At 71.6% G+C, this 25,279-nt stretch carries 20 protein-coding genes and 1 pseudogene; 11 read left to right on the plus strand and 10 right to left on the minus strand.

What is annotated here, in order from left to right; translation table 11 throughout:
• Window positions 1-85: 85 nt before the first annotated feature.
• Together ACZ4O3_RS06810 and ACZ4O3_RS06815 are read right to left on the minus strand one after the other, a co-directional pair.
• Complete coding sequence (locus ACZ4O3_RS06810; RefSeq protein ID WP_467721460.1) at window positions 86-610, minus strand: hypothetical protein; 525 nt, start codon at window positions 608-610, stop codon at window positions 86-88.
• Window positions 611-778: 168 nt separating this feature from the next.
• Complete coding sequence (locus ACZ4O3_RS06815) at window positions 779-1,327, minus strand: GNAT family N-acetyltransferase (RefSeq protein ID WP_467721461.1); 549 nt, start codon at window positions 1,325-1,327, stop codon at window positions 779-781.
• Window positions 1,328-1,857: 530 nt separating this feature from the next.
• On the opposite strand from ACZ4O3_RS06815, the gene ACZ4O3_RS06820 reads away from it, so the two are divergent.
• A complete protein-coding gene (locus ACZ4O3_RS06820; protein WP_467721462.1) occupies window positions 1,858-6,648 on the plus strand; it encodes an RICIN domain-containing protein in 4,791 nt (1,596 codons plus the stop codon).
• Window positions 6,649-6,808: 160 nt separating this feature from the next.
• Window positions 6,809-7,066: a hypothetical protein gene (locus ACZ4O3_RS06825; RefSeq protein WP_362728307.1), complete on the plus strand. Its 258-nt coding sequence runs from the start codon at window positions 6,809-6,811 to the stop codon at window positions 7,064-7,066.
• A gap of 80 nt (window positions 7,067-7,146) precedes the next feature.
• Here ACZ4O3_RS06825 and ACZ4O3_RS06830 read toward each other — a convergent pair whose 3' ends face one another.
• Window positions 7,147-7,716 carry a TetR/AcrR family transcriptional regulator gene (locus ACZ4O3_RS06830; protein ID WP_384994649.1) on the minus strand — a complete coding sequence of 190 codons (570 nt, stop codon included), beginning with the start codon at window positions 7,714-7,716 and terminating at the stop codon, window positions 7,147-7,149.
• A gap of 181 nt (window positions 7,717-7,897) precedes the next feature.
• On the opposite strand from ACZ4O3_RS06830, the gene ACZ4O3_RS06835 reads away from it, so the two are divergent.
• The 3 genes from ACZ4O3_RS06835 to ACZ4O3_RS06845 all read left to right on the plus strand — a co-directional run bounded on the left by ACZ4O3_RS06835 (window position 7,898) and on the right by ACZ4O3_RS06845 (window position 10,569).
• Window positions 7,898-8,917: an alcohol dehydrogenase catalytic domain-containing protein gene (locus tag ACZ4O3_RS06835; protein ID WP_467721463.1), complete on the plus strand. Its 1,020-nt coding sequence runs from the start codon at window positions 7,898-7,900 to the stop codon at window positions 8,915-8,917.
• Window positions 8,918-9,209: 292 nt separating this feature from the next.
• A complete protein-coding gene (locus ACZ4O3_RS06840; protein ID WP_384994655.1) occupies window positions 9,210-9,929 on the plus strand; it encodes a molybdopterin-dependent oxidoreductase in 720 nt (239 codons plus the stop codon).
• Window positions 9,880-10,569, plus strand: a complete 690-nt coding sequence (locus tag ACZ4O3_RS06845) for a cytochrome b/b6 domain-containing protein (protein ID WP_362728315.1) — start codon at window positions 9,880-9,882, stop codon at window positions 10,567-10,569. Before ACZ4O3_RS06840 ends, ACZ4O3_RS06845 begins: the two co-directional genes overlap by 50 nt.
• A 29-nt stretch (window positions 10,570-10,598) precedes the next feature.
• Here ACZ4O3_RS06845 and ACZ4O3_RS06850 read toward each other — a convergent pair whose 3' ends face one another.
• Window positions 10,599-11,954, minus strand: a complete 1,356-nt coding sequence (locus ACZ4O3_RS06850) for a mycothione reductase (RefSeq protein WP_467721464.1) — start codon at window positions 11,952-11,954, stop codon at window positions 10,599-10,601.
• Window positions 11,955-12,111: 157 nt separating this feature from the next.
• Between ACZ4O3_RS06850 and ACZ4O3_RS06855 the strand changes: the two are divergent.
• Window positions 12,112-12,365, plus strand: a pseudogene (locus ACZ4O3_RS06855) (toxin Doc); the annotation flags it as partial.
• 43 nt (window positions 12,366-12,408) lie between these two features.
• Here the strand turns inward: ACZ4O3_RS06855 and ACZ4O3_RS06860 are convergent.
• From ACZ4O3_RS06860 to ACZ4O3_RS06875, 4 genes are all read right to left on the minus strand, one after another.
• Complete coding sequence (locus tag ACZ4O3_RS06860; RefSeq protein WP_467721465.1) at window positions 12,409-13,317, minus strand: NAD-dependent protein deacetylase; 909 nt, start codon at window positions 13,315-13,317, stop codon at window positions 12,409-12,411.
• Window positions 13,318-13,590: 273 nt separating this feature from the next.
• Complete coding sequence (locus ACZ4O3_RS06865) at window positions 13,591-14,289, minus strand: hypothetical protein (protein ID WP_467721466.1); 699 nt, start codon at window positions 14,287-14,289, stop codon at window positions 13,591-13,593.
• Between the two features lie 85 nt (window positions 14,290-14,374).
• The gene (locus tag ACZ4O3_RS06870) at window positions 14,375-14,878 is read right to left on the minus strand and encodes a hypothetical protein (RefSeq protein ID WP_467721467.1); all 504 of its coding nucleotides are present in this window, start codon (window positions 14,876-14,878) and stop codon (window positions 14,375-14,377) included.
• 209 nt (window positions 14,879-15,087) lie between these two features.
• Entirely contained in the window at window positions 15,088-15,627 is a 540-nt protein-coding gene (locus ACZ4O3_RS06875; RefSeq protein ID WP_362731280.1) for a hypothetical protein, read from the minus strand.
• 464 nt (window positions 15,628-16,091) lie between these two features.
• Here ACZ4O3_RS06875 and ACZ4O3_RS06880 point away from each other — a divergent pair, with 464 nt between their 5' ends.
• The gene (locus tag ACZ4O3_RS06880) at window positions 16,092-16,256 is read left to right on the plus strand and encodes a hypothetical protein (protein WP_467721468.1); all 165 of its coding nucleotides are present in this window, start codon (window positions 16,092-16,094) and stop codon (window positions 16,254-16,256) included.
• Window positions 16,257-16,376: 120 nt separating this feature from the next.
• Here the strand turns inward: ACZ4O3_RS06880 and ACZ4O3_RS06885 are convergent, their stop codons facing one another.
• Window positions 16,377-16,670 (minus strand): hypothetical protein, encoded by a 294-nt coding sequence (locus ACZ4O3_RS06885; protein ID WP_467721469.1) that lies wholly within the window; start codon window positions 16,668-16,670, stop codon window positions 16,377-16,379.
• On the opposite strand from ACZ4O3_RS06885, the gene ACZ4O3_RS06890 reads away from it, so the two are divergent.
• The 3 genes from ACZ4O3_RS06890 (at window position 16,596) to ACZ4O3_RS06900 (ending at window position 19,663) form a co-directional block, all read left to right on the plus strand.
• Complete coding sequence (locus tag ACZ4O3_RS06890) at window positions 16,596-17,570, plus strand: MBL fold metallo-hydrolase (RefSeq protein ID WP_467721662.1); 975 nt, start codon at window positions 16,596-16,598, stop codon at window positions 17,568-17,570. The genes ACZ4O3_RS06885 and ACZ4O3_RS06890 overlap by 75 nt on opposite strands.
• A 324-nt stretch (window positions 17,571-17,894) precedes the next feature.
• Window positions 17,895-18,662 (plus strand): SDR family NAD(P)-dependent oxidoreductase, encoded by a 768-nt coding sequence (locus ACZ4O3_RS06895; RefSeq protein WP_467721470.1) that lies wholly within the window; start codon window positions 17,895-17,897, stop codon window positions 18,660-18,662.
• A 77-nt stretch (window positions 18,663-18,739) separates the two neighbouring features.
• Window positions 18,740-19,663: an RNA polymerase sigma-70 factor gene (locus ACZ4O3_RS06900; RefSeq protein ID WP_467721471.1), complete on the plus strand. Its 924-nt coding sequence runs from the start codon at window positions 18,740-18,742 to the stop codon at window positions 19,661-19,663.
• Window positions 19,664-19,701: 38 nt separating this feature from the next.
• On the opposite strand, the gene ACZ4O3_RS06905 is transcribed toward ACZ4O3_RS06900, so the two are convergent.
• Window positions 19,702-20,751: a helix-turn-helix domain-containing protein gene (locus ACZ4O3_RS06905; protein ID WP_467721472.1), complete on the minus strand. Its 1,050-nt coding sequence runs from the start codon at window positions 20,749-20,751 to the stop codon at window positions 19,702-19,704.
• A gap of 213 nt (window positions 20,752-20,964) precedes the next feature.
• Between ACZ4O3_RS06905 and ACZ4O3_RS06910 the strand changes: the two genes are divergently transcribed.
• On the plus strand, window positions 20,965-25,173 hold the full coding sequence (locus ACZ4O3_RS06910) for a S8 family serine peptidase (protein ID WP_467721473.1): 4,209 nt from the start codon (window positions 20,965-20,967) through the stop codon (window positions 25,171-25,173).
• Window positions 25,174-25,279 lie beyond the last annotated feature (106 nt).

Consider the following 25,279-nt stretch of genomic DNA (forward strand, 5'->3'; position numbering starts at 1 on the left):
ACCGGTGGGCAGCCCGCGCCCGACGACAACGCCGCAGACGTGCGTGCCAGACCCCGCGCCCGCGGCATGATCCGAACGACAGACCCTAGCGGTCGACCGCCGCCTTGGGGTTGACCTCGCAGTGCTCGATGTCGTCCACGCGTCCCGTGCCGGCGACGGCCACGCGCAGGGTCGCCGTGCCCTTCGCGGACACGTACGTCTGGTCGGAGGTCTTGACGATGGTGCCGCCGTACCCGTCCTTGAAGGTGATCTTCACGGTGAAGAGGCTCTCGCTCGCGTTCGGGTTCCTGACCTCGACGGTGGCGTAGGGGTCGTCCGGGCTCGCGCAGTGCACGAGGACAGCGGTGCCGTCCTTCTGCGGCCGGGCGGTGGCGCCGGAGGAGGACGGCGTCGGGGTGGAAGCGCGGGTCGGCCGCGAACGGCGGGTGACGTCGCCGCCGGAGGCCGGCGTCGAACTGTCGTGGTCCTGCCGGGAACTGCTGCAACCGCCACCGTCACCGCCGTGATGGCTGCGGCTTCGGTGGCCATGGGTCGACGAGAACCCGGTCAGGGCCAGTACGACCATGGCCGACACCGCTGTGAATCTGAGCCTGCGCCCCCGTGTGTACATGCCGTAACCCTATCCACAGGTGTCACAGACGATCCGGCGAGGAGCCGATCCGATCGGTGGGCGTGACCCGGTGCGCCGAGCTGCCGGACTCGGGTCCGGCCATGCGGTGTCGTGGCGTCACCGGCCGGGCCCGGATGCCGGGTACTTCCGACGGCAGGCCCAACGGCGTCACAGCTCGTCGTTCAGCAGTGAGTACATGAACATGTCCCGGCGTTCGCCCCCGACCCGCCGCCACCCGCGCAGCAGTCCCTCGCGTTGGAATCCCGCACGCTCGGCGGTTCGCACGGACGCCGTGTTCCAGGGCTCGACCCACAGTTCGAGCCGGGGAATCCGCAGATCCCGCAGCGCCCAGCCGTCCACCGCGCTGACGGCGGCCACGGCGGCCCCCTGGCCACGCGCTGCCTTGACGACCCAGTAGCCCAGCGACGCACGGCCCTGTTCGAGGGTGTCCAACCACAGCCCCGCCTGGCCGACCGGCCGGCCGGCGGAGGTCGCGATGACGAACGTGTACCCGGCCCTCGTGGTCGCCCGGCCCCACTGGCGTTCGACGAACGCGACGCCGGCCGACTCGGTGTAGGGCGAGGGCACCGTCGTGATCAACGGGATGTAGTCGTCCTCCGACGCCTCACGGACCAACGGAAGGTCAGAAAGACGCCATCGCCGCAGCACGAAGCCGGCACCGGCGGCGAGTTCGGGCACGTCAAGCGGTTGTTCCATGGACCCATCCTGCCGTGGCCCACGGCAGGCCCGCACTTGGTTTCCGCGGTGTGGCCGTGGCCGGAGGGGCGCGGGGTGAGCACGGCCCCAACGGCCCGTGACGGGCGCGGCCTTGCGCCCCGGCACGGTCCTCGCCGCGTCTGTGATGTTGATCTCAAGGTTACGGAGGGTGGTGTGGGTGTGAAATCGGTGAGGGGCCGGTAAGTGTTGCTCACAGGCTGCGCACAGGATCCGTCCGGCCCCTCCGTGCCGCGCGGAGGCTACCGACAGTAACTACCCCTGGCCCCAACGTCCTTGCCATCGGAATCAGCCGTATGTCTATGGTGGCGTCCGCTCCTGGACGGACCTGACCAGTCCCTTTGTCCAGGAGTGCTCGGCGTGTCCACGGGGGGAGCGCCACCACCATGTGAGGGCCCATGCGCGGGCCCGAGCTGTCCCTCCCAGGAGTGCGCCTGAAGCAGCCACCCCAACAGAGAGGGATACGCGTGTTGCGTAGACCTGTACGCCGGCAATTCGGACGCCCCAGATGGATGGCGGGCTTGGCGACTCCGGTCGTCGCGGTCCTCGCCCTCGCTCTTCTGGCGACCGGGGCGGTACAGCCGGCTTCCGCCGTCGCCGGTGACCCGCGCACCGCTCCGGCCGCCGACTCCTACGACGGGTACGACGCCAAGGCGGCCGAGCAACTCCGGTTCGACCAGTGTCTGATGGCCGACGGGCTGCGCAGGGGCGGGCCGGACATGTACGGCCTGTCCGCTGCCTCCCTGCCGTTGCCGGCGGACCAGTTGCACCAGAAGGCGGACCGCACCTGGGGCACCGGCGCGTTCGCCCAGGCGTTGCAGAAGGACCACGACGACTCCGACGCCTGGGTGAAGAAGACCGACGACACCCGTCAGGCATGGGGCAACGCCGTCAGCGGCCTGGACAGTTACCCCGGCGCCCCCGAGAAGGAGAACCTCTTCGACAAGACGGGGCTGCTGCCCTGGCTCTTCCAGTCGTACTTCAAGTCGATCGACCTGCTGTCCCCCTTCTACGACCCGTCACCGCAGGCGGACGACCAGGCGAAGAAGGCCGCTCTCGCGGTCGGAGACCCGCTGTACACCAACGGCGGGACGAGCCAGGAGCAGGAAGCCTGGAAGCTGTGGAAGAAGAACTCCGGCGACCCGGTCCCGAACGAGATCTTCGTCCCGCGGGTGTTCGCCGACGACGCCCGTGTCTTCCTCGCCTCCGGGGGCTTCCCCACGACCGCGCCGACGCCGGACACCCCGGAGTTCCGTATCGCGGTGGAGGACCTCAAAACCCGGTTCGCGTCGTGCGCCTGGCACGACCCGATCGACCCCGACCGTGTACTGGGCAAGGAGGTGGCGCAGGCGTCCGCCGAGTGGCAGCAGGAGATCACTTCGCAGGCCACCCAGCGCAACCAGGTCCTTGCCGCCTCCAGCAGCGCCGGAACGGCCCTGCGGGACGGCACGTTCGCGCTGGGCAAGTTGCTGGGGCAGTCGTGGATCGCGGACTACTCGACCCGCTGGCTGGACTACTACACCGAGGGCGGCTTCAACTGGATCGGCGACGGCGAGCTGGAGATCCAGGTGCCGGGCGCGGCCGGCAAGTGCCTCGACGTCCAGGGCGCCGGCAAGACCAACGGCACCCCCGTGCAGGTCTACACCTGTAACGCCGGGGCCGGCCAGAAGTGGCAGATGTGGGCCACTTACGACGGCGGCCGCACCCTGCGCAACCCCAACTCGGGCAAGTGCCTTGAGGTACTGAACGGCGGCACCGCCGACGGCACGAAGATCCAGATCCGCGACTGCGGCAGTGCCAAGGCCCAGCAGTGGAAGTTCGACGTGCGCAGCGCCGGTCCGCTGGTGAACGCGGCGTCCGGCAAGTGCCTGCATCTGCCGACGTTCGACAACAGCAAGGACGCCGTCTCGTCGGCGTGCAACGGCTCCGCGGCACAGAAGTTCCGGATCGTCGCCAAGACCCACACCGGCAGCGCGCCCGCCAAGGCCGACGTGGACAAGGCCAAGGCGGCCGTCACCGCGGCGCAGGCCGAGGCGAAGAAGCAGCTCGCCGTGGTCAAGACGCAGCTGGCCACGGCGCAGAAGGCCGCGACCACGTCGGACACCGCGCTCCAGGCCGCCTACGCCATCGCCGACGCGGCGGGTGCTCCGCGGGGCCGGGGTCTGCTGGTCGGTTTGCAGAAGGACCAGGTCATCAAGGGCGCGGCCGCCGCCCTCCAGGCGCTGGAGAAGGCCGGCGAGACCGCGGAGGCCGCAACGCGCGCCGCGGCCGGGGACAGCGCGACCATCACGCAGCGCGCCCTGGCACAGGCGGCGCAGTCGAACGCGGAGTTCCGCAAGAAGGCCGCGGAGGCGGCCGAGTTGCAGGCCAAGGCCGCGGCCGATGCGGCCAAGGTCCATCGCGACAACGCCAAGAAGGACAAGGAGACCGCGGAGGCGCAACTCGCCGTGGCGGTGAAGGCCGAGGGCGACGCGAAGGCGGCCGCCGCCGACGCGCACGCCAAGCGCCTCGCGGCCGAGGCCGAGGAGAAGACGGCCGAGGCGGAGAAGGAGAACGCCGCCGCCAGCCGGGCCGAGGCCCTGGAGCACCGCAAGAACGCCGAGTCCGAGGCGGCGAAGGCGAAGGACGCCAAGGATCGTGCCGAGGCCGCCGAGAAGACCGCCGAGGACCGGCGGGACGACGCGGTCACGGCCAAGGACCACGCCCGGGACATGCGCGACGACGCGTGGGACGCCGAACAGAAGGCGGACGCGGCGCGCGCCAAGGCCGACGCGAAGCAGGCCTACGCCGACAAACTCGAGTCCGGTGACGCTGCCGACGCGGCTCGTGCCGCGGCGAACCAGGCGGACACGGCGGCTGACGACGCCGAAGCCGCGGCGGGCAGGGCCCGTTCGGAGGCGGACGCCGCCACGCAGGCCGCGGCCGACGCGGACGCCGCGGCGACGCGTGCGGAAGCCGCGGCCAAGCGTGCCCGTTCTGACGCGGACGCGGCGCAAGCCGCCAAGCTGAGGGCGGACTCGGCGGTGAAGACGGCCACCAGCGCCGTGGCGGACGCCATCGCGGCCTCACAGCATGCCGCGTCCGAGGCGACGGCGGCGGTGAAACTGGCCGACGAGGCCGAGCAGCACGCGAAGGACGCCCGGGCCCAGGCCGACAGCGCCGGCAAGGAGGCCGGCAACGCGCTCGCGGCGGCGGCGAAGGCCGCGGGGTTCGCCCACGTCACCGCGCAGGCGGCCGTCGACGCCGGCAAGTCGGCCCAGCAGGTCGCCGCGCCCGCCAACGACGCCGTGGAACTCGGCTCGCCGTACGTGGACACGGACTCGGCCGCCGGTCTGGTGGTGCTGACGGGGCAGTCGTCGAAGACGATCGCCGAGCAGCAGCAGGCCGTCGCGGACGCGCACGCCAAGAACGCCGCCGCCGAGGCCGACGCGGCGAAGAACCTCGCCGACCAGGCCAAGGGCGACGCCAAGGAGGCCTACCAGCACGCGGCCAACGCCGCCCAGTACGCCGCCGACGCCCGCACCTACGCCAAGGACGCCCTCGGCTACGCGGCCGACGCCGCGAAGGCCGCGGCCGCGGCGCAGGCGTCACTGGCCCGGACCATCGGCTACGACCAGCAGGCCGCCGAGGACGCGGCAGCCGCCGACAAGGCCGCGGGCAACGCCGAGGGTTACGCCAAGGACGCCCGCGATTCCGCCGACGCCGCCGAACTGGACGCCGAAGCGGCCCGCTCCGCGGCCGGCCAGGCCGAGCAGGCCGCAAAGGACGCCCGCGCGGCGGCCGATCGCGCCGACGCCGCCGCCACCGAGGCCGAACAGGCGGCGAAGGACGCGGACAAGTACGCCAGGGAAGCTCAGGAAGCGGCCGACCGGACGGAACGGGGGGAGGCCAACAAGGAGGCGTCCCAGGGCACCGGCACGGGTATCCCGGGCGTGTTCGCCGTGCCGGACGAGTCAACCGTGCAGATCGTCAGCTCCCGGCAGATCGGGACCTGCCCGGGGATGCCGGACGCCGCGTTCGTGGGCTGTGACGCGACGTTCGACCTGGTCGTCACCTACGAGGCCGACATCTACCTGTGCACCGACGACCAGGCCCAGGCCACGGCCGACGGATGCCCGAAGCAGGCGTGGGAGTTCCTCAAGCGGGCGACGCTGAAGAACATCAAGATCGACGGCTGGACGCACAAGTTCTCCGGCAAGGACATCGTCCGCGCCGGATGGCAGAGCCTCTTCGGTGATGTCGCCGGATCGATCCTGTTCTCCTTCTTCGCCGAGGACCTGTTGGACTGCTGGCACGGCGACAAGTCCGCCTGTGCCTGGAGCCTCGCCACGTACGTCCCGCTCGAAGGCGCGCTCGCGCCGATCGCGCGTGCCGTCAAGGCCCTCGACGCCGCTGCCAGGACCGGGATCGGCTACGCGGACGCCTGGAAGGCGCTGCGCGCCCTCGACGGGCTGTCCAACGAGGCCCTCGCCGGGCTTGCCGCCAAGATCGGCAAGATCCTGGGCAAGACGTGCGAGCGCAACAGTTTCCCCGGCACCACCCGGGTGCTGATGGCAGACGGAACGACCAAGCAGATCCAGGACGTCCGGATCGACGACGCGGTCCTTGCCACCGATCCAGAAAGCGGCCGCACCGAAGGCCGTACCGTCACCGACACGATCTACACGCCGGACGACACCGACTTCGCGGACATCACGATCGACGCCGGCGACGCACGGATCACCGCCACCCAGCACCACCCCTTCTGGTCGCCCGGCTCCCACCACTGGATCGACGCCGGCGACCTCGAGCCCGGCCAGACCCTGCGCACCAGCGACGGCCGGACCGTCGTCGTGGCCGGCGTCCACCGCTATCACCGGCTGCACTCGGCCTACAACCTCACCGTCGACGACCTCCACACGTACTACGTCCTTGCGGGCGGTACCCCGGTCCTGGTGCACAACTCGGGCTCCGTGTGCGAACACATCGCTCTCGGCCTGCAGACGGTGGGCGAGAACGAATGGGCCCTCGACGAGTTCGCCATGGAACGCGAAGCCCTGACGTATCACGACTGGCCTGGCAATGGCCCGTGGTACAAGAAGTTCGAGGCGTACCTTTCTTCGGAGTCCACGGCGAAGATCTCGTTCAACCTGGACGGGATCACGGACCCCGTCGCCGCGGCCCGTGCGGGCAAGTCGGTCGATCCGAGCGGCTTCGAGAAACTGACGAACTGGGAGCTCTACAAGGTCAGTCAGTCTCCGGAGGCGTGGGACAGGATCACCTGGTACAAGGGAGGTAAGGTAGATGCCAACCCCTTCAAATAACGGCCCGAGAGCGGCCGTGAGTTCGGCTGTGATGTTCAGATCCGATCGGACCTTCAGGGTCTGGCGGTACGGCGTCGGGCACTCCCAGCTGCTCCTTCGGGCCGTTCCCGACAGCGTGGACACCGTATGTCTGGACCTGCGTTTCGAAGGGGTGAGCGCCATGCAGCTGGTCCAGCACTACAAGTCGATCGAACTCTGCGCCGCGAGCACCACCGAAGCCGAGGAGATTCTCGGATTCTCCGGAATCGCCCCGTCGCGCAGAGAGCTCTGTCTGCCGGTCGTCCTTCGGTCCGAAAGCGGATCGGGGTTCGTGCTGTGCCGAAGCGTCACCGCTGAGCGCGGCGGAGAAGACCCGGTCGCATCCGACCTCGAATGCGAGGACCGCAGGGTCATCTGGAGCAGTCGCCCGCAGTCGTAGGCGGGAAGCCGGACAGCCACGACGAGCAGCGCCCCGACACCGCACGGTGTCGGGGCGCCGCTCGTTCGTGACCGGCGGGCTCAGCGGAGCACGACGTCGAAGACGATGTGGAAGAACGCGTCCAAGGGGGCGGAGGACTTGTCGGCGCGGGCCGCGATCAGGGCACCCTCCCAGGCGCTGAGAACGAAGAGCGCGGTCGCCGGCAGGTCGAGCGAGGCGCTGATGTCGCCCGATTCCCGGGCCTCGGCAAGTACCCGCTCGATGTGCGAGGCCCACTGCTGGAAGCCGCGCCGGACCGCCGAGCGGATCTCCTCGGAGTGGTCGGCCACCTCGGCACCGAAGTTCCCGACCAGGCACCCGCGGGCGAAGCCGCTGTCCACGGTGTCCGAGCCCATGAACTCGAAGTGCGCCCGGAGCCGTTCCAGCGGAGGGCCGGGCATGTCGAGCATGTCGAAGCGCAGGCCGACGGCATAGCGGCCGAGCGCCTCCAGGGCGCTGTCCTCCTTGCTGGCGAAGTGGTTGTAGAAAGAACCCTTCGGGGCGCCGGCGGCCGAGGTGATGTCGCTGATACCGGTGGCGTTGAAGCCCCGGGTACGGAACTGCTCCAGTGCCGCCTGCGCTATCTCCTCGCGCTTCGATGCGCGTGCCATCCCGCTCCTCCCGATCAATATGTCCGGTCGTCTTGATCACTGTCAAGGGTACGTCGCGGGCTCGCGCATCCTTGCCGGCTCGGGCTTGACGTCAATTAAGACGACTGGTCATATTGAAAGTGACATCGCAAGAAGAGAGCCCGCCGGCCCGTGCCGGCCGGGCGGTACCGAGGGAGCCTCCATGTCCACCACCTACCGGGCCTTCGAAGCCACCGGAGTCCACAGCCTCCGGCTGGTCGAGCGTGAGCTGGTCGACCCGGCGCCCGGCCATGTCCGGCTCCGGGTGCAGACCTGCGGCGTCTGTCACACCGACGTCCTTGCCGTGGAGGGCCTGCGCGCCGACCCGTCGAGCCCGCTCGTGCCCGGACACGAGATCGTCGGCGTGATCGACGCCGTGGGGCCGGGCGTCACCGCCTGGCACCCCGGCGACCGCGTCGGTGTCGGCTTCCTCAACGGACACTGCGGGGAGTGCGAGCCATGTCGCCGGGGCGACTTCGTCAACTGCCTCGACCAGGGGCAGACCGGCACGAACGTCGACGGCGGCTACGCGGAGGTGACCTACGCGCGTGCCAGCGGACTGGTCCGCATCCCCGACGGCATGTCCGCGGCCGAGGCCGCCCCGCTGCTGTGCGCCGGACTGACCACCTTCTCCGCGCTCCAGCAGGACTCCGTCCGGGCGGGCAGCCTGGTCGCCGTGCAGGGCATCGGGGGGCTGGGGCACCTGGCCCTCCAGTACGCGCGCAGCCTCGGCTACCGGGTCGTCGCCGTCGCCCGCGGCAAGGACAAGGAGCCGCTCGCCCGTGAGCTGGGAGCTCATGAGTACATCGACAGCTCGGAGACCGACCCCGGCGCGGCCCTCGCCGGTCTGGGCGGTGCCTCGCTCGTCGTGGCCACGGCGTCGAGCGGCGCCTCGATGAACCCCCTGCTGCGCGGTCTGGCGCCCGGCGGGAAGCTCGTCGTCGTGGGTGCCGCGCCCGACCCGATGTCGGTCTCCACCCCCGACCTGATCTTCGGTACCCGGAGCATCGTCGGCAGCCTGACGGGTTCGTCGATCGAGAACGAGGACAACCTCGGCTTCACGCTGGCCCACGGCGTCCGCCCTTCGATCGAGACGATGCCCTTCGAGCGGGCCATGGACGCCTACGAGCGGATGCTCTCCGGCAAGGCGCGGTTCCGTGTCGTCCTCGAAGTCGCCGCCTGACCGAACGGCCGGGCGTCCGTGTCGGCGTCAGGTGCGGGCCGGGGCGGCGCAGTCGTGACTGCCGTCACTATTCTGACCGGTGATCGAGGAAGGCGGTGTGGTCGCTCCGTGATGGTGTGCCCGACGTCCGCTCCTGTGAACTGCATCTCCAACAGGCCTGGATGAAGGGGTAACCGTTGACGGTCGACGAATGACCATGTCATGATCGTCACCGCTTGAACAGGTTACGTACGCTGCCGGTGCCGCGTCGGTCCGCGTGGCCCGGTGCCCCCATCGCGAAGGACCACTCGACATGGCAGAACAGCCGAAGCGGAGCCCGGACGGGGCGCCGGTGGGGCGCCGCGCCCTGCTGGGCATGCTCGCCGCCGGTGCGGCGGGCCTCGCGACCGCCCCGTACCTGCAACGTGGCTGGGAGGGGTTCCTGGGCGCCGCCTCCCAGGTCGACGCGACGGGCCTGACGGGCCTGCTCCCCAACCCCGGAGGGTTCCGCTACTACAGCGTCGTGGGCTCGGTGCCCCGTAAGAACGACACCACCTACGAACTGCGGATAGACGGCCTCGTCGACCGGCCGAGAACCTTCACGCTGCCCGAACTGCGGGCCATGCGGCAGACGCGGATCGTCGCGGACGTCCTGTGCACCGACGGGTGGCGCGTCAACGACACGCCCTTCGAAGGCGTGCGGCTGTCGGACCTCCTGGACGCCACCGGAGTGCGTTCCGAGGGCGCGGCCGTCCGCTTCACCTGCTTCGACGGCGCCTACACCGAGAGCCTCAGCCTCGAACAGGCGCGCCGCTCGGACGTGCTGGTGGCGCTCAGGATGCAGGACAAACCCCTCACCCACGAACACGGGGGACCGGCACGGCTCTACGTGGCCCCCATGTACTTCTACAAGTCGGCCAAGTGGCTGTCCGGTATCTCGGTCACCGACGAGGTCGTCCCCGGCTACTGGGAGGAGCGCGGATATGCGGTCGACGGCTGGCTCGACGGTGCCGACCGCGGCGGCGCGGTCTGAGGGGACCGACCGGGTCCGCAGGTTCGGCCGGGCCCAGCGCCTGGTCCACCGGGCGACCGGCTGGCTCATGCTGCTCTGCCTGGTCACCGCCGCCTGCCTGTACATCGCACCACTGGCCCAGGCCGTCGGCCGGCGTCACCTGATGGTCACCGTCCACGAGTGGTCGGGCATCTGCCTGCCCGTTCCCCTCCTGCTGGGGCTCTTCTCCCGGGACTTCCGCGCGGACCTGCGCCGCCTGAACCGCTTCGCGGTGTACGACAGGCAGTGGCTCAGGGCGGTGCGCAGACGCCGTGACTGGCCGGAGGCCCGTCCGGCGGGCAAGTTCAACGCCGGGCAGAAGATCTACGCGGGCTGGATCGCGGGTGCCGTGCTGGTGATGATGTTCACCGGTCTGCTCATGTGGTTCCTCGGGCTCCTGCCGTTCATCTCCCGCACCAGTGCGATCTTCGTCCACGACTGCCTCGCCTGGGCGATCGCCGGCGTCCTGCTCGGGCACCTGCGCAAGGCGTACCAGGACCCCGAGGCCAGGCTCGGGATGCGCACGGGATACGTGAGCCGCTCCTGGGCGGCGCGGCACCATTCACGCTGGCTGCGCGACGACCCGCCGGACGCGGCGGGCGAGAGCCCCGAGCGCCGCTGAACGGAGCGGCCCGCCTCGGCGTCGTGCGACTACAGGTTCAGCAGCGCCTGCTCGACGGCCTCCGTGAGGGCCGGGTGGATGTACAGCACGTCCCGCCCGATCCGGTCCACCGTCAGTCCCAGGGACATGGCCTGGATCAGGGGCTGGATGAGCGTCGCGGCCTGGGGCCCGATGATGTGGGCGCCCAGGAGCAGGCGATCGGCCGGACTCGCGAGGAGTTTCACGAAGCTGGTGGTGTCCTCGAGGGCCCATCCGTAGGCGGTGTCGGCGTAGTCGCGGACGCTCACCAGGCAGTCGATGCCGCGCCGCCGCGCCTCCTGCTCCGTGAGGCCGACACTGGCGATCTGAGGGCTGGTGAACACCGCGTGCGGCGCCACCTTGTTCTGCAGCGTCCGCACGTCCTGCGGATGGAGGATGTTGTGCCGCACCACTCGCGACTCGGCGTTCGCCACGTGCTTGAGCTGGAAGTGGTTCACCGCGTCGCCGAGTGCCCACACCCCGGGCACGGACGTGCGGTAGGCGTCGTCGGTGACGATGTGACCGTGTTCGTCCAGCTCCAGCCCGCTGTCGACGGCCCGCAGCCGGTCGGTGTTGGGCCTGCGGCCGACGCACACCAGCAGCATGTCGGCCTCGACGGCATGCTCACCGTCCGGACATGTCACCAGCGCCGCCACACCGTCCCCCTTCGGTTCCACCGAGGTGACCCGGGCGCCGAGCAGCACACGGTGCCGCTGCGCGGCGAGCTCGGTGAAGCGCCGCGACACCTGCTCGTCCTCCGCCATGAGCAGGCGTGGCCCGCGCTGCACGATCGTGACGTCCGCGCCGAACGAGGTGAACACGTGGCCGAACTCGGCGGCGATGAAGCCGCCGCCGAGCACCAGCAGGGACGCGGGCAGGGCGTCGATCCGCATGATGGTGTCCGAGGTGTGGAAGGCGACGGTGTCGAGGCCGGGGACGTCCGGCACCACCGGCCGCGACCCGACGGCCACGACGATCGTCTCGGCGGTGATCCGCTCGGCCCCGACCTCCAGGACCTTCGGGGCGACGAAGCGCGCGGGTTCGGTGAACACGTCGACGCCCTGGCCTCTGCGGTACTCCACCGCACTCTCGTGCAGCGGATCGATCCGGCCGAAGACACGGTCCCGGACGGACTTCCAGTCGACGTGCGACACACTCGCGTGGACGCCGAGGCGCTGCGCCGTCCGCGCCCCCTCGGCGGCGTCCGCGGCGACGACGAACATCTTGCTCGGGATGCACCCCCGGTTCAGACAGGTGCCGCCGAAACGGTCCGGTTCGACGATGGCGGTCCGCAGGCGGTCGAACTCCTCGGACAACAGCATGTTGCCGCTGCCTGCCCCCAGGATGACGAGATCGTAGTGCCGCACGTCTACCACCTTCCGTCGGGCGGGACACCGACCTTGCGGCGCGTGGCTGTGAGAACGCGGTCCCACTGATCACAATTCTGTCCCCGGGCCCCGCTTCACACCACCGCCGGCCACGAGGACGGCACGGCATCCCGCTTCACCGGCAGGCACCTACTGGATGCCGACCCTCGCGACAGCCGACCCGGACACCGCCTGGCCCGCCGCTGCCCTGCTGCACACCATCGTGCCCTGGAGCCGCTTTTGCACCGCAACAGCCTGTACGCCGCGTTCATCGCCGCCCAGAACATGGCACAGGCCGGCGAGGGCATCGACGCTCCCTACGGCGCCCTGTCCGACCTGGTCCGCAAGGTCCGTGACACCCGGATCAGCGTCCAGGACGTCGCCGAGCAACTGCGGAGCCGGAAGCTGTAGCCCCCGCTCCCCGCCCGGAGGCGCACCCGGGCCGGAAGGCGCCTCAGCCGGCAGGCCCGGCGGATCCGGCACCGACCGGGATGCCCAGCCGGTGGGCCACGGTGGTCAGGGCCGGACCCAGGGGGAGCGCGACGCGGGTGAGGGCGTGCGGGTCGCCCCGGGTCGGGTCCTGGTTGACGATCACCACCGGCTTCCCCTCCTGGTGTGCCTGGCGGACGAACCGGAGTCCGGACATCACCGTCAGCGAGGAGCCGAGGACCAGCAGTGAGGACGCGTCACGGACCAGCCCCCGGCAGTGCTCGACGCGCTGCGGCGGAACGGCCTCGCCGAAGAACACCACGTCCGGCTTGAGGACGCCGCCGCAGTCGGCGCAGGGCACCGTGCGGAAATCGCCGACCTGCGCGTCGCTGAGGTCGGCGTCACCATCCGGGTTGATCCCGGCGGCCACCGGGTCGAAGCCCGGGTTCTCCGCCTCCAACCGCCGAGCGAGTGCGCGCCGCGGGCTGTAGGCGCCGCAGGAGAGGCAGACGACCCGGTCGAGGCTGCCGTGGAGTTCCACGACCCCCTCGCTGCCGGCGGCCTGGTGCAGACCGTCGACGTTCTGGGTGATGACACCCGAGACGTGAGCGTGCCGTGCGAGGGCGGCCACCGCCAGGTGCCCGGCATTGGGGAGGGCGCGGCCGAAGGTGCGCCAGCCGAGGTGGCTGCGCGCCCAGTAGCGGCGCCGCGCGTGCGCGCTGCCGGTGAAGTCCTGGTAGGTCATCGGCGTGTGCCGGCTCAGGCTCCCGTCCTTGCCCCGGTAGTCCGGGATGCCCGACTCCGTGGAGATACCCGCGCCGCTGAGCACCAGTACACCGCCGGCGCCCAGCGCGGCGACGACCGGTTCCAGGTCGGTGGTACCCGGCGGCAGGTCCGCGGCGGGGGTCCAGCTCAGGGTGGGGCGCATGCGCATGCCGCCAGGGTACGGAGTCGGCGGCGTCCCGGGCTCGCCGGCCGGCGGCCTGTTCGGGGTCGGCGGCACAGCCCGCGGCCCCCGTGGCGCTCCGCGCGGGCCCGGCCAGAAGACGCGGGCGCCCGTCGGGGACGGGCCGCGCGGCGCGGAGGCCCTGATCCGGGGGAGTGCAGGCCCTGCCACCGAGGGGCCGGTAGGCGACTCGGATCGCGCACCCTGCCGTGCGTCAGCATGCCGCAGCGCCGCCATCGGCAGGCCGCCGGTCCCGAGGCGTCATGCCTGGCGGGCGTCGCTGATCTCCGTGGGGACGGCGCCGAGCCACCATGTCGGGTCGGCGGTGCCGTCGGTGGTGCGGCCGTCGCTGCGGACGTAGTGACGCACGTCGCGGCCGGGCTCGGCGAACTCGCCGTTCAGGGCGCGCTCGACCCACTCCGCGCCGAAGCGGAAGACCTCGGCGGCGGTGCCGCCCAGCGGGTGGAACTCGTTCTCGTAGACGCGCAGCTCCTTGGGCGCGCGGACCCGCTCGTAGCTGGCCAGCGCCTGCTCCAGCGCGGTGAGTTCGTCGAATTCGCCGATGCCGTAGAGGACGGGGCAGGTGATGTCGTAGTTGGTGAGGTCGACGGTCAGCCCGTTGGCCCGGCTCTCGCCCTGGCCCGGGCCCTCGATGGACAGGGCGACGATGCCACGCCCGCGCTCTGCGGGTGCTGGCCGAGGAGGGGCCCGCTGCCGGTCGGCCGGCTCGCCGCGGCCACCGGCGCCGCCACCACCCAGCTGGTCAACGGTCTGGCCGCGGCCGGCTACGTCACTCGCGAGCGTCCCGCAGCCGACAAGAGATCCGTCCTGGTCGCCCTCACCGACGCCGGTCGCCGTCGCCACCACGAACGTCAGGCCGGCCTGGCCCGGGCTCTCGACAGCGCGCTCGCCCGCCACGACACCGCTGCCCTGGACACCGCGACCGACGTTCTGCGCCAACTCGCCGCCATCTACGACCAGCTGTGAGGCCCCTCCGGAGCCGGACGCCGATCCGCTTCACGGCTTTCGCCGCTCGCGCGTCCGTTCAGTGGCACATCGGACGGCCCGCGTGCCGCTTCCAGAGCAGGTTCACGTGTTCCCTGGCGGCGGTGTGCGCGCGGACGACGGTCACGGTGACGGACCCACCGGTCTGACCGGGAAGGTCGAAGGCGTAGAGCGCCCGCCTGTGGTCGAGAACGCCCTTCAGCCGCCGGAACGTCAGGGGTGTGCCGTTGCACGTCACCGACCGGACGGTTTCCCGGTCCGCGCCGATCACGAGGTTCTGGCTCGTGCCGATCGCCGCGATGGTGACGAGGGGGACGAGTCCGGGCCGGGAGGAGAAGGCGGTGTCGCCGGGGGAGGAGGTACAGGTCGACACGGTGTATCCGCCGTCGGCCCCAGCAGCGCCCGAGCAGAAACGGCCGTCGGCGGTTGCCCAGACGAACAGGGCACTGCGCCGGCCGACGCTGGCGGTGGCCGTTCCGGCGTGACCCGGAAGGTCCTTGACGGACATCTGCGCCAGCAGGGTGGACCTTGCCGCCTCAATCACCCTGCTAGGGGCGGCGGTTGTGGAGTGGGGTGAAACGGGGCGGGTGGGAGCGGCCGATGTGGTCGGGTTGTGCGACCGCGTCGGGAACGAGTCGCCGCGCTGGCCGCAACTCGCCGCCGAGAGCAGGACAACGCCCGTGAGCGCGGACGCCAGGAGCCTGTTCATGATCCCCCCGATATGCCAGGCACTCCCCCCAGCGTAGCGCCGCGTCAGCAGTATCTGCTGGTGAGCCAGAAGCAGGCGCCGGTTCCCAGACCGAACACGAGGTGGGCGCTCAGGTCGTCGGCCAGTGTCTTCGGGCTGTATTTCCAGATCGGCTCGTAGAGCCCGGCCTGAGGGAGGACCAGATAGGCGCTGGCGCACACGGTCGCGCCGAGCGGAATGCCGAGCAACGGGTTCGGGCGCCGGGCCGAGCCGGCGGCAATTCCGTACAGCGCACCCCAGGCGGAGCCGTACGACCAGTGCATCGCCGTGCTCGTGAACCAAGCCCACCGGTCAGGGATCTCACGCTGTGTGAACCCCTCCAGCACCCGCTTCGCCACCTTGCCCGGATCCGGCGCCTCTTCCCAGTCCTTGACCGGCGCGAACTCCCAGCCCTTGGGACTGTCCGTGCCGCCCGCGCGTCGATAGCGCAGATAGCGCACCGCATCCATGCACACCGTCCCGGCGATGCCGGCGACGACGCCGTTGACGACGGCGGCCAGGGGGGTGAGGGGCCGTCGCGGACGTCCCGTTCTCATGATGCCCATGACGTCAACCACCTCGGGCAACCGCCCGCGCCCAGTGCCGCGCCGTCGCCCCTCGGGTTCCAGGAAGTACAGAATCTCACTGGTCGCCGTCGCCCGCACCCCACGCGGTGTCTGGCGCCCACGGCGTGCCGCACGGCCGGGTGGCGTGGGCCGCGGTGGCGGTCCAGGGTGGGTGGTGTCCGGGGCCCCGTCGGCGTCGCCGGGGGCCGCGCTCGTAGCGGTGAAGGGGCTGTCGGCACAGTGATCGACACGGATGAACTGGTCCCGCGCAATGCCGGGTTCGCCGACGGCGGCTCATTCGCCGGCCTGGGGCTCATGCCCGGCGGGGGTCTGACGGTCGTCGGGTGTGTCGACGCCCGAGCCGACCCGTCCGGCGTGCTCGGGCTCGGTGAGGCGGCGGTGATCCGCAACGTCGGGGGGCGGGTCACGCGGCGTTCCCCGATCTGCCGGCTGAATACTTCGAGGTGCCGGCCGGTGACCTGGGCGCCAAGGCGGTCACCGACCCGGCGGCTGCCGTCCGGGTCGACGTGGAGCTCCTCAAGGGGAGACTCCGCGGCGGGGTCTTCGTCTCGGGGCTCGTGTACGACGTGGCGACCGGGCTCGTCGACGTCGTCGTCCCGCCCGCGTGACATCCGTGGACGCATGACACCCGCGGACGCATGACACCGGGCGTGGTCTGCGCTCGGCCCGCACGGCGGTCGCCCGGCCGGTCGCGTCGGCAGGGAGGCGTTCTCCGCCATGTGCGGTGATCACGGGCGCTCGCCGGCCGAGGCCGCGTGGTCGGCGCCCCGCGTCACGCGGGGGCCGGCCGTCGATCCGGTGACACAGCCCGAGGCCGACGGGGTCAGGGTCACGACGATGGTCGACAACACCTTCGACGCGGTTTCTCCGCCCTGGTCACCGTCCGAACCGGGAACGCGAGCAGCACGCTGCTGTTCGATACCGGCGCCTCCCCGGACGCGCCGGCGGTGAACGCCGAGCGCCTTGGGATCGATGTCGGCGGCCTGCTCGGCGTCGTGCTCAGCCATGGGCACTTCGACCACGCGGGGGGCTTCGACGGCCTGGCGCGGCTGCGCGGCCGCTCCGGGGCTGCCGCTGACCGTCCATCCGGCGGTGTGGACCCGCCGGCGCCTCCAACTGCCCGCCGCCCAGGGTTTCGAGATGCCCACGCTGTCACGGGGAGCCCTGGAACGCGAGGGGTTCGGGGTGATCGAGCGCCGGCAGCCGTCGCTGCTGGCCGACGGGGTGCTGATCACCGGCGAGGTGGACCGCGTCACCGGGTTCGAACAGGGCATGCCGCCGGCACACCAGGCCTGGGACGGGAACGGCCGGCGGCACGACCCCGCCGTCATCGACCACCGGGCACTCGTCGTCCACGTGCGCGGCCGGGGGCTTGTCGTGGCCACCGGGTGCGGCCACACCGGCGTGGTCGACATCGTCCGGCATGCCATGAGGCTGACCGGCGTGGGCAGACTGCCGGCCCTCATCGGCGGTCTCCACCTGAGCGGCCCTGCCTTCGAGCCGGTGATCGGCCCGACGGTGGCCGCGCTCACCGGACTCGCACCCGAGCTGATCGTGCCCGGTCACTGCACCGGCTGGCGCGCTCGGCACACGCTCGCCGCGGCCCTCCCGGACGCATGGGCGCAGAGCAGCGTCGGAACCACCTGCGCACTCAGCGCCCCGCAGGCGGGCGGAGCCTGATCCCGGCGGTTCTGCGACCAAGCCCCCCGCACATGGCCGTGTCAGAGGTCCTCCCAGCTCGGTGGCCCCTCGACGCACTTTCCGGTCGGGTCCACCACGTGGACGACGTCTCGGGTGCCCACCGCCCCCTCTGCCCTGCCGGGCTCCGGGTCCGTGAACGGGCAGACCGACTCCGACCACCACGCCGCGCTCTCCGCACGTCTGACGACCGAGCACGAGAGCCTCCCGGGCCGACTCGCTGACCACGTGCACCGGCAGTCCTTCAGCGCCGGAACCGCCGCAAGCTCCGCACCCCCGTGACGGAGACGGCAGTGGTGGCCGGCGCGGCCTACGGGCACCGTGCCGCGTCTGCTGGGGTCTGCCTGGTCTCGAAGGCCTCACGCTCGGACTCCCCGGGATCATGGATCGGAGAAGGATCCTCGCAGGTCACAGGCCGTTGAGCCATGTGGTCCTGGACTGTCCGTCGGTTCCGCGGCCGACCGCGTGTCAGAGACGGCCCGGCTGTCTCGTCTCAGGTGGTGAAGGCGGGATCCGGAAGTGCCCGCCTCGACAACAGGGAGCAGACGATGAGGGACGAGAGCACGCACCAGGAGGTCGCTCTGATCACCGGTGCCAACAAGGGGATCGGGCGTGGCGTCGCCGAGCAACTGGCCGCGCTGGGTATGGCGGTCGTGATCGGCGCCAGGGACCCGCTGCGCGGCGAGGAGGCCGCCGCGGCGGTGCGCGCGGCCGGTGGCCGTGCGTACGCCGTCACCTTGGACGTCACCGACCCGGCCACCGTCCAGGAGGCCGCCAGGCGGGTCGAGGAGCGCTCCGGTCGTCTCGACGTACTGATCAACAACGCCGGAATCACCGGCTCCGGACAGGTGTCGCCCGCCGACGCCCACGATCAGGTTCCCAGCTCCGTCGATCTGGACATGGTTCGGGCGGTGTTCGAGACCAACGTCTTCGGGGTGATCCAGGTGACCAATGCCATGCTGCCGCTGCTGCGGCGGTCACCGGCGCCACGCGTCGTCAACGTCAGCAGTCACGCCGCGTCGCTGTCTCTCACCAGCGATCCGGACGGCCCCTTCGCCGCGCTGCTGCCGTCCGCCGCGTATGCGCCGTCCAAGACCGCGCTGACGGCCCTGACCGTGCAGTACGCCAACGAGCTGCGGAGGGACGGCATCCCGGTCAACGCGGTCGCCCCCGGCTTCGTCGACACCGACAGCAACAACCACACCGGATTCCTCACGGTCGCGCAGGGCGCCTCATGCGTGGTGCGCCTGGCCGTGCTCGGCACGGACGGACCGACCGGAGGGTTCTTCGGTGCGGAGGGCCCGGTGCCCTGGTGAGGGTCGGGCGCGTGTGGAGCCGTAGCAGGTCCGTCCACCAGGGTCGTTCAGGATGCATGCGAAGAAGGGGAACAGGTGTGACGAGGACCGAGGAGTTCCAGGAGCTGCGGCCGCTGCTGTTCTCGATCGCCTACCGGATCCTGGGCAGTGTGAGCGAGGCGGAGGACGCGGTCCAGGAGGCATGGCTGCGCTATGAGGCCGCCCCGGCCCGGCCCGGGTCGCCCAGGGCGTTCCTGTCGACCGTGGTCACCCGGATCTCGATCGACGTACTGCGCTCGGCCCGCGTCCGGAGGGAGGAGTACGTCGGACCGTGGCTCCCCGAACCGCTGCTGACCGACCCGTACGAGGATCCGGTGCGGTCGGCGGAACTGGCGGACTCGGTGTCGATGGCGGCCCTGCTCCTGCTGGAGCGGCTCACTCCGCTGGAGCGTGCGGTCTTCGTGCTGAGGGAGGTGTTCGCCTTCGGCTTCCCGGAGATCGCGTCGGCCGTGGGACGCTCGGAAGCGGCGTGCCACCAGCTCGCGGTGCGGGCACGCCGGCACATGGAGGCGGGCCGGGTCCGGTTCGAGGCGGACCGGAGGGAACGCGACAGGCTCGCCGGACGCTTCTTCGACGCCTTGCGCGCAGGAGACGTCAACGGGCTGACCGAGCTGCTGGCCGCCGACGTTCACATGACCGGCGACAGCGGCGGCAAGGCACCGCAGTTCGAGCCCGTCGTCCTCGGCGCCGAGAACGTGCTCCGGGCGCTGGCGTCGTTCGTCCCGCTGCTCGGCAGGAGCGGTGGCGCTGTCGAGCCACGGCAGGTGAACGGCCAGCCGGGCTCCATCTTCCGAGACGGGGACGGCCAGGTCCTCAGCACCTGGGCACTTGACGTGCTCGATGGGCGGATCCAGGCGATCCGCACCGTGAACAACCCCGACAAGCTCGGGCATGTCGGGGTGGTGGCGGACGCCTGGGAGGTCTTCCGCGAGGCGGGGCGGGCGCACCGGCCCGCGGAATGACCGCAGGGCGGACGGCGGCGGCGATGCCGGAACACCGCTCACTGCAGCCAGCCGCGGCGGGCGGCCTGGGCCGCCGCCTGGAAGCGGGTGGCCGCGCCCAGTTCGGTCATCAGGCGGTGGATGCGGCGCTGGGTGGTGCGCTCGCTCCAGCCCTGGGTGCGGGCGATGGCCGTGTCCGTGCAGCCGGACGCGAGCAGGCCCAGAAGGGCACGCGTGTCGGCGTCCGGGCCGTCGTTCCGTGCGGCCGGCGGGCTGGTGTCCCGCAGCGGGGTGGCACGTTCCCACTCGGCCTCGAAGAGTGCTTCCAGCGCGGCGAGAATGGGCGAACGGTGGATGAGGTAGGCCACGGAATGGCCACCGGCGGCGAGACTGAAGGGGATGATCGCCGACCGGTCGTCGGCGATCACCAGCTTCAGCGGCAACTCCGCCCGCACTCTGGCTTCTTCACCGGCCCGCACGCTCGGCAGGATGTCGTCGCGAAGCCGGCCCGGCCACGCCACGGCGGCCCGGTCGTAGATGACGCGATGGGCGACACCGGTGTGCTGCCGCTGCCGCTGGTTCTCCAGATCGCTGCCCGGGCGGTTGACATAGGGGGGCCGGTCGAAGGCACGTATCCGGTGCTGGGCGCTCCCGGTGAGCCGCTGGAAGGCTGAATTGATGTCCTCGTGACCGGTGAGCAGCTCCACGGCGATGCTCGGGTCGCTGATCCGGTTGGCCTCGCGATGCGTCTCGGCGAGTTGCCGGACCAGCGAGCGGGCCGTGTCGAGCCGGCGCTCGCTCTCCCGGATGAGCTCGGTGACGGCCACGTCCGGAGCGGCGGCCGTGAAACGAGGCGGGCGGCCCGCCGACCTGATCGCGAGGCCGTTCTTCACCAGGGCGGACAGATGACGGCCGGCCACCACCGCACCCATGCCGCAGGCTTCGGCGATCTCGGAGGCGCTGCCCCGGGGCAGCCCGACCAGGACGGTGTAGACCAGCTGCGATTCGTCGCTGAGGCCGACGACGTCAAGTTCCAATTCCAGCTCCGGTATCCGCTTTCCACCAGCCGCCACCTGCCACGACGCGGCCACCACGCCATCCTCGCGCACGGTCCGTTCCTGCCCGCGTCCGCCCTTGGGCCAAGGGCGGACCGCGTCGCCCCGCGGCTCCCGTGGCCGATCACTGCCAGCTGACGGAAGTCCGCCACGGCCGTCATCTTGTGCCGGCTCCCACGGGTTGACAGATTCCCCACGCGTCGGCGCCGTTCAGACGGCCGACGCCCTCTCTTTCCCCGATCTCCTCAGGCAAGAAGTGGAGTGCCCATGAAACGGCGGAGACGAGCGGTCGCTCGTGGCGTCGGCGCGACAGCCATCGCGGCCCTGCTGCTCGGCACGCCCGTGCAGTACGCGGCCTCGTCCGCAGCGGCTGCCACGGCGTCCGGCACCGGCTCGAAGGACGCGCTCGCCGCGGCCGCCCCGTCAGCCGTGCCGGGTGTCTCCGCACTCGGTCCCGTGGGCTCCTTCCTGAAGCCCGGTCCCGTGCGGACCAGGCCGGCCGGCCCCCACCAGGTCCTCGTGGTGCTGGGGCCCGACGCCCAGGTGACCGGCGAACCGAAGGGCGCGCGGAGCGACCTCCGGGTCCGCACCCCGCTCACCTCCGACGCCGGGGTGAACACCGCCCTGCGACGCGCCCGCGCCGTCTCCATCCGACCCCTGGTCCCGGGACTCACCGCCGCGCAGGGCCGCGCACTGCACACGGCCGCCCGGGCGAAACTCGGCGCCGGCGCGGTCGATCTGTCCAAGGTCCAGGTCGTCCAGCTGGCCGGCGGCGACGCCACCGCCGCCGCCCGGACACTGGCCGCCACACCGGGCGTCGTCTACGCGGAACCCGACCAGACCGTCTCGCCGATGAACACCGGCGCCGTACCCCTGCGCGCACCGGGAACCGCGACCGCAACCGGCGGCGCCGACGGCGACGGACGGGACACGCCGAAGGCGCGGCACAGCGGCACGACCGGCTCCGACGGTGTCCCAGGCAACGCGGCCCTCGCCACCTCGACGCAGAGCTTCCTCGACGCCGGCGGCGTCGACGTCACCGGCGCCTACAGCCTGCTCAAGCGGAAGTTCGGCCAGCTGCCGGGCACCGGAGAGACCATCACCAACGTCTCGATCGGCGACCTCACCGACGAGTCGACGCCGAACCTCGGTTCGACCGGTCCGACGACCGTCCTGCACGACGGCCGCCGGTACCTGGACGTCCCCACCATGCCGCTGATCCCCACCTACACCGCGGACGCCACCGGTGCCCTCGACCCGGCCGGCTCGACCCAGGGACAGGACCCGGCGCTCGGCGAGGTGCTCCTGGACTTCTCCGTGATGGCGCCGCTTCCGCACGAGGCGCAGCGCCCGGGGATGCAGGGCAGCGGGGACTCCGATCTGCTGGGCATCGCCCCGGGCGCCAAGTACCGGCTCGTCGTCCCGCAGGAGCCGACCTTCAGCCAGATCGCCGTCGCCCTGCTGGCCGCGGCCCGGCAGACGCCGCGGCCCGACGTGATCACCGCCAGCCTGGGCTACGGCACCGACGCCTACGGCATGCCCGGCCGCTACCTGGAGGACGACCCCGTCCAGCAGTCCGTGATCGCGTCCATCGTGCGGCAGTACGGCATCACCGTCGTCGTCTCGTCGAACGACGGAACCCGCCTGTACACCAACGCGGCCGTCGGACCGGACGGCGGCAGCACACCGACCGACGTGACACGCAAGCCCGCCGACACCACCCGTATCGACGACGACCAGATGTCGACCACGCCCACCCGGGTCCTCGATTCCGGGGCGATCGCCGCGGGCGGCACGACCACCGACGACACGCTGTCCGTTCCCCCGCAGAACGGCGGCGCGGCCTCGACGGCCGGCACCTGGGCGACCACCAGGCTCAACGGATCCGGTGTCTTCTCCTCGGGATTCGGCACACGTGTCGACGTCTCGGCGCCCAGTGACGGTATACCCGCCTTCGAACACCAGGGGCAGACCGCGCAGTCCGTCGCGGAGGTCCTCAGCGGCGGTACCTCCGCCTCCGCCCCCGAGATCGCGGCGGCCGCCGCGGTCGTACTGCAGACCTCGCGGCTGACCGGCCGGCACCCCTCACCTGAGGAGGTGCGCTCACTGCTGGAACGGACCGGCCGCGCCGTGCCCACGCCGCCGCAGGTCGACCGGCCGCTGCACGTGGGCCCGCAGCTCGATGTCACGGCGGCCGTGCAGGCCGTACTGGCCGAGGCACACGGCGGACTCGCCGGTAACGGAGCGGCCAGGATCGTGCGGCTGTCCGTGGCGCATCGCCAGACCATCGGCGGCCTCGGCGGCAGCTACCTGGAGTCCACCGATCCGGGCCGCATCGACCTGGCCGGACCGGGCACGGGGTCCGGTGCCACCGGGGAGGGCCTGGTGGGACCGGTGACGATCGGTGCCGACGTGACCGGCCTGACAGGAGACAAGGGCATCGAGTACGTGCTGCGCATCGGGAAGCGGGAGTTCACCTCCGCCACTCCCGCGGTGCGGCTGACACCCACACAGATGCTCACCGCGGCGGGTCTGCCCGTCGCCTCCACGACCGACCGCCGGCTCTCCCTCGCCTTCGAGGTGCGCCACGGCCGCCAGGTGCTCGCGGCCGCGCGCCACGAGCTGACCTTCGGCCCCACCGACGGGGGATACGCCGAGGCACTCGCCCCGGTGGTCCAGCCCGTGGTCGCAGCGGGTCACTCGGTACGGGTGCGTTACGACCTCACCGGAGTGCGCAACGTCAGCTCGCCCGAGCTGGTCGTGTCGGGGGTCGGCCACTTCAGCCCGGCGGCGGCTCCCATCTTCTCCGCTTCCTACAGCGTTGCGCTGACCGCACCGAGCGGGACGGTCACCGTCCCGGCCGGCGCCTTCACGGCGGGCGGCGGCATCTACGGGATCGGCGTCGTCCAGAATCCCACCGGCGGTGCCAGGGGCGTGCCGTCGTACGGGGAGTTCGCCTCGGTCCGGGTCGACGGCGGGAGCATCGCGCAGCGCCCCGCGGCACCGACCCTGGCCGCCGAGCCGTCCGGGGGGCCGTCCGCCGGATCCGGACATCTGCTGGAGATCACCCGGGCCGCGCCCCGGTTCTCCGTGAGCTACGACGTCTCGCGGGTCAAGGGCGCGACCGGCACGCTCCTGGAGTTCTCCGCCCCCGGCCCGAACATGTACGGCTCCTACAACCTGGTCAGCAACCAGAACGGCAGCGTCCGCGACCACGACGGAGTGGACAGCCCGGCCAGGCTGCACCGCTCGCTGACGGGCACGCGGGGCACGGCGAAGCTCGACGCCCGGGCGCTCGGGCTGCCCTCGTCCATCGCCTACGACCTGCGGGTCTTCGCCCTCGACAGGAACGGCGGGATCCTCGGACAGGCGTCGCCGACGTCCTTGCTGGCCTACGACGACGGACCGGCCCCGGACGGCACCAACCTGACCGACTTCGCGATCGTCCCCGGAGGAACGTCGGTCGCCTCGGTCGAGAGCCCCACCGGAGAGGGCTCGGTCTACGACTACGACGCCGCCGACGGAACCTATGGGCGCAAGCTCACCGGCGACCCCGCCTACGGCTCGATCTACGAGGTGTTCGGCGTCGACTCCTCCCACCACGCACTCGTGCTGCACAAGCAGACCACCACCGGCGAACAGTGGTTGGAGACCTACGACACGAGCACCGGTGACGCCGTCGGACGTCCCGCCCGCGTCGACGACCAGTACGTCGTGACCGGCGGACGCGTGGACGACAAACGCCATCGGGCCGCCGTGCTGGCGTCCCGCGTCGGGGACCGGGCGGCCTTCGTCCTGCCCGTGGACACGGCGACCGGCACTCTGGGCCCACCCCTCCAGCTCGACTCCGCCACGGTGGGCGGCGCCCCCTACGGGCTGCTGGAGCTGGACCGGACGACCGGTGTCTTCACCGCGCAGAAGACCGGCTCCACCGTCAACTGCCTGGCCGGGAGCGGCTCCGGCACGGTGGCGGAGGTCGACCTGGACACGGGTACGGTCACCCAGGGCCCGGGCGGAACCCCGTGCGCGGGAACCCTCGCCTCCGATGAAGAGGGCGACCTCTACGAGACGTGGTACCACTCCATCAGCGTGAACTTCCCCGGCACCGGATATCTGGCGCGGCTGGGCGGCGGTGACCCGGTCAACGTGGGGACGGCGCAGGCGCCCGTCGCCCTGGCGGTCGACGGGCGGCACCACCTGGCGCTCCTCGGCTTCCGCTACCCGGACCTGCAACCCACCGGAGGCTTCCAGCAGTACGGCTTCACCGACAACAACGCCACCGGCCGCATCGCCGTCGTCGACCTGAGGACCGGCAAGACGGTGGGAACGGTCAGCGGCGTGGAGTACCCGCAGTTCGGGGCCTACAACGGACGGCTCGACTCGCATCACGAACGCGCCGTCCAGCTCGACCCGGCAACCCGCACGGGCTGGACGTACGCGGGCGACGGAAGCCAGATCCAGCAGTTCTCCTACTGATCGGCTCCACCGGTCGGCCGTCAGGGTCCGCGGGCGGCTCGAAGCGCCCGCGGAAGCGCCGCGCAGCGGCGAGCGTACGGCTCGCCGCTGTCCGGGTGGGGCGACG

It is taken from the genome of Streptomyces sp. NPDC026515 (assembly GCF_055567595.1).